Annotated in this window: 10 protein-coding genes; 8 read left to right on the forward strand and 2 right to left on the reverse strand. The window is 41.3% G+C overall.

What is annotated here, in order from left to right; genetic code table 11:
* Positions 1-159 precede the first annotated feature (159 nt).
* Positions 160-543: a hypothetical protein gene (locus tag AC1DSK_RS05615; RefSeq protein WP_477547735.1), complete on the forward strand. Its 384-nt coding sequence runs from the start codon at positions 160-162 to the stop codon at positions 541-543.
* Positions 544-642: 99 nt separating this feature from the next.
* Positions 643-1,680, forward strand: coding sequence for a flavin-containing monooxygenase (locus AC1DSK_RS05620; protein ID WP_477547736.1), 1,038 nt, complete (start codon positions 643-645; stop codon positions 1,678-1,680).
* Positions 1,681-1,761: 81 nt separating this feature from the next.
* On the opposite strand, the gene AC1DSK_RS05625 is transcribed toward AC1DSK_RS05620, so the two are convergent.
* On the reverse strand, positions 1,762-2,538 hold the full coding sequence (locus AC1DSK_RS05625; protein WP_477547737.1) for an enoyl-CoA hydratase-related protein: 777 nt from the start codon (positions 2,536-2,538) through the stop codon (positions 1,762-1,764).
* A 116-nt stretch (positions 2,539-2,654) separates the two neighbouring features.
* Between AC1DSK_RS05625 and AC1DSK_RS05630 the strand changes: the two genes are divergently transcribed.
* A complete protein-coding gene (locus tag AC1DSK_RS05630) occupies positions 2,655-4,277 on the forward strand; it encodes an ABC1 kinase family protein (protein ID WP_477547738.1) in 1,623 nt (540 codons plus the stop codon).
* A 197-nt stretch (positions 4,278-4,474) separates the two neighbouring features.
* Positions 4,475-4,840: a YhjD family protein gene (locus AC1DSK_RS05635; RefSeq protein WP_342543105.1), complete on the forward strand. Its 366-nt coding sequence runs from the start codon at positions 4,475-4,477 to the stop codon at positions 4,838-4,840.
* 73 nt (positions 4,841-4,913) lie between these two features.
* Here the strand turns inward: AC1DSK_RS05635 and AC1DSK_RS05640 are convergent, their stop codons facing one another.
* Complete coding sequence (locus AC1DSK_RS05640) at positions 4,914-5,459, reverse strand: competence protein ComK (protein ID WP_477547739.1); 546 nt, start codon at positions 5,457-5,459, stop codon at positions 4,914-4,916.
* A gap of 184 nt (positions 5,460-5,643) precedes the next feature.
* On the opposite strand from AC1DSK_RS05640, the gene AC1DSK_RS05645 reads away from it, so the two are divergent.
* The 4 genes from AC1DSK_RS05645 (at position 5,644) to AC1DSK_RS05660 (ending at position 12,212) form a co-directional block, all read left to right on the forward strand.
* A complete protein-coding gene (locus AC1DSK_RS05645; RefSeq protein ID WP_477547740.1) occupies positions 5,644-5,883 on the forward strand; it encodes an IDEAL domain-containing protein in 240 nt (79 codons plus the stop codon).
* Positions 5,884-6,083: 200 nt separating this feature from the next.
* Entirely contained in the window at positions 6,084-8,066 is a 1,983-nt protein-coding gene (gene uvrB / locus AC1DSK_RS05650) for an excinuclease ABC subunit UvrB (protein WP_016429108.1), read from the forward strand.
* Positions 8,067-8,072: 6 nt separating this feature from the next.
* Complete coding sequence (gene uvrA / locus AC1DSK_RS05655; RefSeq protein WP_477547741.1) at positions 8,073-10,973, forward strand: excinuclease ABC subunit UvrA; 2,901 nt, start codon at positions 8,073-8,075, stop codon at positions 10,971-10,973.
* 78 nt (positions 10,974-11,051) lie between these two features.
* Positions 11,052-12,212 (forward strand): DUF4097 family beta strand repeat-containing protein, encoded by a 1,161-nt coding sequence (locus AC1DSK_RS05660; RefSeq protein WP_477547742.1) that lies wholly within the window; start codon positions 11,052-11,054, stop codon positions 12,210-12,212.
* Positions 12,213-12,248: the final 36 nt, after the last annotated feature.

A 12,248-nucleotide genomic window follows, 5' to 3' on the forward strand; every position in this document is an offset into this window, starting at 1 on the left:
GGAGTGGTTTTTGTTTGGCTTATGATAAACGATGTTGCTGATAGTAAAATAGTCAGTTCCCTTTTCATAAATAAAAATTAATAGAGCGGTTTGTTTAATGAATTGGATACTATTTATCCTCCTTATGAACATATTCTATAATATGGACAGGAGGTCGCCATGAAAAAAATCAGTTTGGTTCTTTGTTTATTGTGCGTAATCCTTTGCGCAATTTTTGGGATACGGTATGGTCATATCTTGGCTCAGGATGAAGGGACAATTCGACTTGGTTTGGCAGTTGCAGTTTTGGATGTCACTACACGTGAGTCTGTAAAGTTTCAGGAGACGGAATACGTGAAACGTTATGTTTCTGAATATACGGAAGAGGCGACATTTGACCATGTGAAGAAAATCATGAGTGATCTGGGATGGTCGTATGAAACACAAGAAGGAACGGCCTTATTTTTCAAGAAAAATAAAGATACGATTGTGGTAGAAACCGCCATTTTTATAGACGATTATATTTTATGGGACATGCCTTTAGAAGCTATTGATTCAGAGTGATATTTAATTTCCATTTTTTCCGGACAGTGAGTGATAACAATTTTATATTTTCAATGAAGTCTATTTAAAACTTTAATCTCTATTTAGGAGTGTTCCCAGTTGTATCATACAATTGTCGTCGGTGCTGGTCAGGCTGGATTAGCTATGAGCTATTTTTTAAAGTCAAATGAGAAGGAGTTTCTTGTTCTCGACAAAGGATCATTCATTGGTGAGAGTTGGGTTAATCGATATGACTCATTGGTTCTTTTCACACCACGCCTTTATAATTCCCTTCCAGGCATGATAATGGAAGGAGAGCCGCATGGATTGCCGTCGAAAGATGAAGTTAGCCGCTACTTAGCGCGGTATGCCAAGACATATCAATTCCCCGTTCAATTTAATACGGAAGTTCATGAAGTCGTTCAAAATGACGATCAGTCGTTTAAGGTAACGACAAATAATGGTGTTTTTCAAACAAAAAACCTCATCATGGCAACTAGGCCTTTCCATAAAAAGTTTGTTCCTTCAATGTCTAAATCAATTGATGATTATGTTGTTCAATTGCATTCATCCGAGTATCGCAACGAAAGCCAATTGCAAGAAGGTAATGTGTTGGTGGTGGGCGGAGGGAACAGTGGAGCACAAATTGCTGTGGAATTATCGAAATCAAAGAAAACATATTTGGCGGTCAGTAAAAACCCCGATTATATGCCGTTATTCATCATGGGAAAAAGCATTTTTTGGTGGTTGGATAAAGTGGGAATATTAAATGCGTCTTCAAATTCCATGCTAGGTAAATTCATACAGCGAAAAGGCGATTTCATTTTTGGTCACGAGTTGAAAAATGCACTAAAACAAAATCGGGTTGTACTAAAATCGAGGCTCATTGAGTGCAAGGCGAATGAAGTAAGATTCCAAGATGATTCCACCTTACATATACAAAATATCATCTGGTCCACAGGATTCAGATCTGACTACTCTTGTATTCAAATTAATGGAGCCATTAGTGAGAAAAATGAAGTGCTGCATCAACAAGGAATCAGTCCAGTAAAGGGATTGTATTTCTTGGGCTTGCCATGGCAAAGTAAAAGAGGATCCGCTATTCTTCAAGGTGTAGGAGACGATGCGGAATATGTGATGGCTTTTTTAAACGACTGATTCTATTGGAACATGATAGTGAAGATACTACCCAAAAGAGCTATTCCAGAGATAGTGTGAAATCTCTGGAATAGCTCTTTATTATTTCCCTTTAAAGACAGGCTTTCTTTTCTCACCAAATGCAATCAAGGCTTCAACACGGTCTTCAGTAGGTATCGTTATTTCATAGGCTTTGCGTTCAATGTTCAAGCCTGTATGTAAATCAGCGTTCATGCCGTGTTTGATAGCAAATTTCGCTTGTTGTACGGCGATCGGCCCGTTTGCTAAAATCAGATTGGCAAATTTCCCGGTTTCTTCTAGTAAGCTTCCGCTGGAAACCACTTTTGTTAAAACGCCGTAAGCCAGAGCTTCATCAGCTGTTAAGCGAAGTGCAGTCAGGATTAATTCAAGAGCTTTTGCTTCTCCGATTAAGCGTGGCAGGCGCTGTGTACCACCGGCTCCTGGAATAATGGCTAAGCTCGTTTCAGTGAGACCAAGTAACATATTATCTGCTGCAATTCGGAAATCGCATGCTAGTGCAAGTTCCATCCCTCCACCGAATGCGTGGCCATTCATCATGGCAATCGTAGGTTGTGGCAAGTTTTCAATGGCTGAAAATACTTCACCGATTTTGTAAATATTGCGTTTTACTTGTTGCTCTGTCAATGTTTTGCGTTCTTTTAAATCTGCACCTACACTAAATGCTTTTTCACCAGAACCTGTGAAAACAACGAGACGAACGTCTGGATTGATGCGAATGGCTTCGGCAACCTGACCAAGTTCACGTAACATATCATAGTTAAAGGCGTTCATAGAGTCCGGACGATTGAGTGTGATGATAGCTAAATTCCCGTTTTGTTCGTAGCGAATGGTTTCCATGGTAAATCCCCCTTATAATGTTCACAATTTTGAAAGTTTTTCCCCTTCAAAACATATCACTTTTTGGACGTTGTCGCCATCTCTCTCTATAATGGTAGGCAAAGGAGGCGCTTGAAATGGAACGTTTAGCAATTTATCGAATTTATCGCATTGTCTGGATGTCCGTAAAGTTTTTTACACAAGTAACGCTTTTTCAGCGCCGTTATAAAGGTCGTTTTACACCGGTAATCAACGAAAAATGGGAGCGGCTTGTGACGAGGCAAGCGAAGGAATATAAACGGACCGCACTCAAACTCGGCGGATTAATGATTAAAATGGGACAGTTTTTATCGACACGTGCGGACATTATGCCGCCTTCATTTATTGCAGAGCTAGAAGGGTTGACCGACCGGGTTCCTGCTGTTCCGAGAGAGAAAGCAATTGATCTTCTCGAACAGGAGTGGAATGAAACTCATACGGATATTCTCATGAACCTATCGGATAAACCTGTCGCATCTGCATCGATCGGCGAAGTCTATAAGGGCTCGCTGAAAGACGGGACGCCTGTGGCAGTGAAAATTCAACGCCCGGAAATCGAGCGCATTTTACGTGCTGATTTTCGTGCCATGAAAATTGTGATTTGGCTGGCAAAACGTTTCACGGCTTTTGGCAAACAAATTGATTTCAATCGGTTGTATAGCGAGATGGTCGATACGGTTGGGGCAGAGCTTAATTTTTTACAGGAACTACGTAATGGGCGCAGCTTTGCGGACCGTTTCGAATCAATGCCAGGTGTTCGTTTCCCTGTGTACTATGATGAATTTTCTACGCGTCGCATTCTGGTGATGGAATGGATTGAAGGTGCCCGTATAACCGACCTTGCATTTATTGATTCTAATGGGATAAACCGTCGCGTTTTATCGGAGCGACTGTTTCGGTTGTTTTTAGAACAAGTGCTGGATGGTGGACAATTCCACGCGGATCCACACGGTGGAAATATCTTAATTAAACCCGATGGCACGATTGTGTTGATTGATTTCGGAATGGTCGGTTCTATCAGTAAAGAGGAAGCGCGTTCCGTGTTAAAAGTCGTCGAAGGTATACTGCTCAAACAGTTTGACCAAGTATTGGATGGTCTGGAAGAGTTGAGATTCTTGTTGCCGCAGGCAGACCGCCGTTTACTGGCAGATGCAATTGCCAGAGTGGTTGCAGCGTATGAATCCGAAGAATTGACGCAAATGGACAGTTTTGTCGTCGACCGTTTACTGGATGACTTAAAAGGAATTGTCCGTACGCAACCTGTGCAGCTGCCTGCGGAATTCGCCTTTTTCGGGCGGGCAGTTTCGACGTTTATTGGAGTTCTCCATGTTCTGGATCCGAAAGTGGATTTACTTGCCATTGCGCGACCGCGTGTGCTTGAATGGGCAACAACCCAAAAAGAGGGGGACAAATCATTTTCGAAAGAGGATGCGGTACGCTTTGCATTAAATGCAATCGGACCATTGCGTGCTTTCCCACAAAAAGTAATTACTTTCCTAGATGAACCGACTCGAATGCGGGAATACATGCAAATGCGGGATGCACAATCCAAAGTGGAACGATTCCAACTGCAAACGCGAATGTTTGCCGGAATCATTTCTGTTTTATCCTTGGCTACAGGGTTTTATGCGGTATGGGATGATCATTCTCCATTAATGGTTACATCCGGATTTTTCTTTATCGCTTCTGCTTGGGTTTATCGAGGAAAATCACATAAATAACGCTGAACCATCTCTTTTTCGAGGTGGTTTTTTTATGGTTTTTATGCTGAATATTTCATGTCATCTCACGATCAGGTTAACTTGAAGTGAGACGCAGCAACACTTCCAGCGAAATTCCCCTGATTTCCCACTTGTATTTTTTAAAAATGAGCGTACAATATAAAATACGAACAAACGTTCTTAAAGGAGGCGAAAACATGCCGCTCATTCCAGCCGATAGTTTACCCTATTTTGAAAAAATGATTTATCTCCCCATGGTATTGACCATTTTGGAGCGCGACCGGGAAATCGTTGAAAAAGGCCCATTCAAGTTGAAAAGACCTTATGTGGCCATGATCGATCAAGCAGTGAAGGAAGCGCAGCGCGAATTGAAAGACACCAAAATCTATTTGCGCCAACACAATATGAAAGTCATTCGAGGCAATCACGATGACACCTTTACCGAATATGTTTTTTTTCACAGTGGATACGAAGAGCATCGCCGCTATTTGAACGTGCGCTTGAGAAATCGAGTCGAGGAGCTGCTGAGTGTGTATCTGTCAATTGCAAAACAGGCTAATTGAGTGAGTGGGGAAATAGAGTGAAAATCAAAATAATAAGCCCTTTCACAGAGAAAGGGCTTAAGAGTATGTATTATCAGGTAGGATTTGTTCGGGTTGGTAAATATGTAAGTTTTGACTGAGAAAAAGGATGGTTCATTTGATCGCGTGTTTTTTGAAATTGATTCGTCAGGAAATGGGAAAGCACAAATTGTCTGCACATTGTTGCGTACGAAACATTCACCGGTAGAATCTGCGAATTAGTGAAATGCACTAAACATTGGTTGTGGGAATTAATTGAATAGCTATCGATAGCAGAAAAGGATATCCATATATTTCCGTCTGATTCGGCAGATAGGGTCGGCATCATGATTAATGGAACTCCAAAATCATGTGAAATGATGAGAGGGACTTTATGCAAAGGGCCAATGGATTCACGAGAGAAAAACGTAGCATGTTTATAAGAGTTTCCATAAAAAATAAGTGATTTTTTTATAATAGCCCCAGGCTTCATTCTAACGATAAATTCAATATGGTTTTCAATGACACGAGTGTAAAGATTATTCTCATTCCAGAACGGTACGAGAGCAATGGTGTTGAATGACACGATGTAATTCGAGGCAGCGGAGATTTTTTTATCCATCTATTCACATCCCTATTTTAGACTACAAACCCTATTATAGAGAAAATTGGGAATTTTGCAATACTTTTGACTAATTAGTACAAATATTAAGAAAAAATAAATCATACGTAATATTCAGAAAAAACATTTGCAACTTCCTAGGTTTTTTATTTATAATAGAAAAAAGGCATCCGAGGTGATTGCAATGGATAAGTATTATTCATATGCTGATTTTCTGAAAGCGATGGGGCGAAATCAGACCGTTAGTGAAGCGGAGAAACTGTTGAACGATATCTACATGGATTTGTTCTTGAACCATGTGCATCGCGAGCAACGGAAAGAACGCTTGCTGACCTTGATTGATGGAGCGCTCGATCTGAAAGATAAAGAATCGTTTGTGGCATATACAAGCGAATTACGTCAGTTGCAACAAGATAGTGTGTAATGATTAGTTCCTATAGACTTGTGAAAAATCCGCTCTTCGCGAAGAGCGGATTTTGTTTTTTTAGCAGAAAAACATACGTTCGCTTTTTATTCGTGTTCCATTGGGGAATATGATAAAATATGAACATTCAATAAAAATGGCCGAACCCCGCTAACCTTAACAAAAGTAGCGCTTTCCGCTTTATAAACAAGGAGGAAATTATGGTACAGAATTTTGATTTGCAGGCTCCTTACAAACCCGACGGAGACCAACCGCAGGCGATTCGCGAATTGGTAAAAGGAATTGAAGAAGGTCGGAAATACCAGACGTTACTCGGTGCAACAGGAACAGGTAAAACATTTACAGTGTCGAATGTAGTGACGGAAATCAAAAAGCCGACATTAGTCATGGCTCACAATAAAACACTTGCAGGACAACTGTACAGTGAGTTCAAAGAATTCTTCCCGAATAATGCGGTGGAGTATTTTGTTAGTTTCTACGATTACTATCAACCGGAGGCTTATGTGCCACAAACGGATACGTATATCGAAAAAGATTCAAGTATTAATGAAGAGATTGATAAATTGCGCCACTCCGCAACGTCGGCTTTATTTGAACGAGAGGATGTATTAATTGTTGCATCCGTTTCATGTATATATGGACTCGGAAATCCCGAAGAATATCGGGAAATGGTGTTGTCTCTTCGTACGGGAATGGAAATCGAACGCAATCAATTACTCCGTCGATTGGTCGATATTCAATATGAACGAAACGATATGAATTTCGTCCGCGGGAAGTTCCGCGTGCGAGGAGATGTCGTTGAAATTTTCCCGGCTTCCCGTGATGAACGGTGCATTCGCGTTGAGTTTTTCGGGGATGAAATCGACCGGATACGTGAAGTGGATGCCTTAACAGGTGAAATTATCGGAGACCGTGAACATGTTGCGATATTCCCGAACTCCCACTTCGTTACCCGTGAAGAAAAATTGCTGAAAGCGATAGAAAATATTGAAATTGAATTAGAACAGCAACTGAAAGTTCTACGTGGCGCAGACAAATTACTAGAAGCGCAGCGTCTGGAACAACGTACCCGCTACGACTTGGAAATGATGCGCGAGATGGGCTTTTGTTCAGGTATCGAAAACTATTCACGTCATTTAACACTGCGCGAATCTGGGGCCACTCCATATACATTACTTGATTATTTTCCAGACGATTTCCTGATGGTCGTGGATGAAAGCCACGTAACATTGCCTCAAGTAAGGGGGATGTTCAACGGGGATCAGGCTCGTAAGAAAGTGTTGGTGGATCATGGGTTCCGGTTACCATCAGCCATGGATAACAGACCATTGACATTCCAGGAATTTGAAGGTCATATGGGGCAAGCCATATTCGTTTCAGCGACTCCAGGACCTTATGAATTGGAACACACACCTGACATGGTTGAGCAAATCATTAGACCGACAGGCTTGTTAGACCCTACAATCGATGTCCGTCCGATTGAAGGTCAGATTGATGATTTAATTGATGAAATCCGTCAACGGGCCGAGCGTAATGAACGGGTTCTTGTGACCACATTAACGAAAAAAATGTCAGAGGATTTAACCGATTATTTAAAAGAAATCGGCATTAAAGTTAATTATTTGCACTCAGAAATTAAAACACTTGAGCGAATTGAAATTATTAGAGAACTTCGCATGGGTACGTATGATGTATTGATTGGCATCAACTTGCTCAGAGAAGGACTCGATATTCCGGAAGTTTCGCTAGTGACGATTTTGGATGCGGACAAAGAAGGGTTTTTACGTTCCGAGCGTTCACTTATTCAAACAATTGGACGGGCAGCACGTAATGCCAATGGACATGTCATCATGTATGCGGATCGCATGACGGATTCGATGACCAAAGCAATTGGTGAAACGCAGCGACGCCGCGATATCCAAATAGAGTATAACGAAAAACATGGCATTACCCCGCAAACAATTCAGAAGAAAATTCGCGATGTCATTCGTGCTTCTCATAATGCAGAAGAAACATCGACATATATGGAAAAAGTAACAAAAGGCAAAAAATTGACCAAGGACGAGAAAGCGACATTGTTGCTGACTTTGGAAAAAGAAATGAAAGACGCAGCGAAAGCACTCGATTTCGAACGTGCAGCTGAACTGCGTGACACGATTTTGGAACTGAAAGCGGAAGGATGAACCGATTTGAAAAACCAGGAAATTCGTATACAAGGTGCACGTGCACATAATTTAAAAAACGTAGATTTAATAATTCCACGAGACAAGCTTGTTGTCATGACAGGCTTATCTGGATCGGGTAAATCTTCACTTGCTTTCGATACGATTTATGCAGAAGGACAACGACGTTATGTTGAGTCATTGTCTGCCTATGCACGACAGTTTTTAGGTCAAATGGATAAACCGGATGTAGATGCCATTGAAGGCTTGTCACCTGCCATTTCCATTGACCAAAAAACAACAAGCCGCAATCCTCGTTCCACTGTGGGGACAGTAACGGAAATTTATGATTATTTGCGACTGTTATTTGCACGTGTCGGGAAACCGATCTGTCCAAATCACGGGACTGAAATTACATCACAGACCATTGAGCAAATGGTTGACCGTTTGATGGAATTCCCGGAGCGTACGCGGATGCAAATTTTAGCGCCGATTGTTTCCGGTCGTAAAGGTACTCATGCAAAAATGCTGGAAGATGTGAAGAAGCAAGGCTATGTACGAGTGCGTGTAAACGGTGATTTAATGGATCTGGATGACGACATTAATTTAGACAAAAATAAAAAGCATGATATTGAAATTGTTATTGACCGTGTCGTGATGAAGGATGATGTTGCAGCACGACTGGCAGATTCATTGGAGTCCGCGTTAAGACTAGCGGATGGTCGTGTCTTGATTGATGTAATGGAACATGAAGTATTACTGTTCAGTGAACATCATGCATGTCCAATTTGTGGATTTTCAATTGGTGAACTAGAACCACGCATGTTTTCATTCAACAGTCCATTTGGTGCCTGTCCGGAATGTGATGGTCTAGGTACGAAGCTTGAAGTGGATCCTGAACTTGTGATTCCCGATTGGTCAAAATCGTTGAATGAAGGAGCGATTGTACCGTGGGAACCGACCAGTTCTCAATACTATCCACAACTTTTGGCGGCAGTATGTAAACATTACAAAATCGATATGAAAAAACCCGTGAAAAAACTGCCGAAAGAACAAATGGATAAAATTCTTCATGGCTCTGGCAAAGATAAAATTACATTCCGTTATGAAAATGATTTTGGACAAGTTCGGAGCAATGAGATTTATTTTGAAGGCGTATTAAAAAATATCGAACGCCGTTATAAAGAAACGTCGTCGGATTATATTCGCGAGCAAATGGAAAAATATATGGCCCAACAAGACTGCCCAACATGTGAAGGCTATCGTCTGAAACCTGAAACATTGGCAGTAAAAGTAGCTTCACTACATGTCGGACAAGTGACGTCTTTCTCCATTCAGGAAGCTGATGCATTTTTCAAATCACTCGAGTTATCCGAAAAAGATATGCAAATTGCACGACTCATTTTACGTGAAATCGATGAACGACTTGGGTTCCTTATTAATGTGGGACTGGATTATCTAACGTTGAGTCGGGCTGCTGGAACATTGTCGGGTGGGGAAGCACAACGTATCCGTTTAGCGACTCAAATTGGTTCGCGTTTATCGGGCGTACTTTACATTTTGGATGAACCTTCAATCGGCTTGCATCAACGAGATAATGATCGCTTGATTTCAACGCTTAAAAATATGCGAGATATCGGGAACACGTTAATTGTGGTTGAACATGATGAAGACACGATGATGGCTGCAGATTATTTAATTGACGTGGGTCCTGGAGCAGGAGTACATGGTGGAGAAATTGTCGCTTCGGGAACACCGGCGCAAGTCATGAAAAACACGAAGTCCATTACCGGTCAATATTTAAGCGGGAAGAAATTCATTCCGCTGCCTATAGAACGTCGCAAACCGGACGGTCGTTTGATAACGATCAAGGGAGCGACAGAAAACAATTTGAAAAATGTTACCGTGGATATTCCACTGGGGGTTTTCACTTCGGTTACAGGTGTGTCAGGTTCAGGGAAAAGTACGTTGATAAATGAAATTTTGCATAAAGCTCTCGCTCAAAAGCTAAATCGAGCAAAATCAAAACCTGGACAGCACATAGAAGTCACAGGTATCGAACAATTGGAAAAAGTCATTGATATTGACCAGTCTCCAATTGGCCGAACACCAAGATCAAATCCAGCTACCTACACGGGCGTATTTGATGATATTCGTGATGTGTATGCATCGACGAACGAAGCGAAAGTGCGTGGCTACAAAAAAGGTCGATTCAGTTTTAACGTTAAAGGTGGACGTTGTGAAGCTTGTCGTGGCGACGGTATTATCAAGATTGAAATGCATTTCTTGCCGGATGTCTATGTACCATGTGAGATTTGCCATGGGAAACGATACAACCGTGAAACACTGGAAGTGAAATACAAAGACAAAAATATTGCAGATGTATTAAAAATGACAGTGGAAGACGGTCTGAAATTCTTTGAAAATATCCCAAAAATCAGCCGTAAACTTCAAACGATTGTTGATGTAGGCCTAGGCTATATGGAGTTGGGCCAGCCAGCTACGACGTTATCAGGTGGTGAAGCACAACGGGTTAAGTTGGCTTCGGAATTGCATAAACGCTCGAATGGTAAATCATTCTACATTCTAGATGAACCGACGACTGGACTTCATGCACATGATATTGCCCGTTTACTTGTTGTCTTGCAGCGATTGGTTGAAAGTGGCGATACCGTTTTAGTAATCGAACATAACTTAGACGTTATTAAAACTTCCGATTACTTGATTGATTTAGGTCCAGAAGGTGGCGATAAAGGCGGCACCATTTTAGCGGTGGGTACCCCTGAAGAAATTGCCAATGTCAAAAAGTCATATACAGGTCGCTATTTAAAACCTGTGCTAGAACGTGACCGTCAGCGCATGGAAGATCAAATCGCAAAAGCTTCCACAAAAAAGAAGGCGAAAAAAGAGACAGTTTCAGCTAAATGAAACCTTTTTGTGGATGAACCGTATGTATAAGGGAAGAACAAAGTTCCGCGCAAAGCGGCTTTGAAGGAGGCCAACTATATGCAAGAAGAACGTAAACGCATTTTAGATCTAGTTGAAAAAGGAACGATTTCTGCTCAAGAAGCGTTGGTATTACTAGAGGCTCTTGGAACTGATAAGGCTAAACCTAATGTGTCAGCATACGCTGGACCGGGAACGTCTGATGTGCATAACCATTCCACTCATACAAATTCTGAAACACACAACAAGAAAACCACATCCTCTCAAGCAGAAGATTTTATGGAAGATATTAAAAGAGATTTTTCGCAATTCAGCGACCGTTTCATGCAATTTATGCAAACGGCTGTCGGTAAAATGAAATCATTCGATTTCGATATGCCTTTCGGTGAACCGAACGAATTTCATCACACCTTTACAAAAGAGTTAGCAGATTTCAAAGAAGTCACTGTCGACATTGCCAATGGGAAGTTCGAAATTTATCCTTCACAAGACGGTCAAGTACGAGCGGAATGCCATGTGAAAGTGTATCGTGCACCCAATGAAGAGGATGGGAAGAAAGATTTCTTTGAAAAATTTGTATTTGTCGTGGATCAACAAAGGTTGCGCATTATCAGCGACATGAAAACAACTTCTGTCAATGTCGTCTTGTATGTTCCAAAACAAATGTATGATTCCATATCGGTTCGATTGTTCAATGGTGCCTTCATCAGCAAACATCTAGAAGTGGGACGTTTTAAAGTCAAAACCGCCAATGGCAAAATTGAATTGAAAAATATTCAATTGGAGGATGGCGAAATCCAAACTGCCAATGGCGCCATTAATATTAAAGATGCCATAGGAAACAAGGTCGATGCAGAAACCATCAATGGTCGTATTTACATTGATGGCCATTTAAAAGATATTGAAGCACAATCTGTGAATGGTCATGTCGTTGTCACCACGAAAAATCCCGAAGCGCGTAAAGTTGAGGGACGTGCAGTGGCTGGTACAGTAGAAATTTATGTCCCTTCCACGGTTGCCCTACAAGGGGACGTGTCTTCGAATTTTGGGAAAATGGACGTATCATTGCCGGACGTGACACGTTTAAATGAGCAAGAGCATTTCTTGCAAAAAAATATCCGTTTTACAAAAGAACTCACAGATTCAACAGCAGTCCCTCTGTATATTAAAGGGGAAGCAAAAACAGGCTCGATCATCGTACGCTATACAACAGCTGAATAAATAGAAAATCCCCAAATCGAACGTACAATCGATTTG

The sequence above is a fragment of the Paenisporosarcina sp. P4_B8 genome (genome assembly GCF_056402175.1).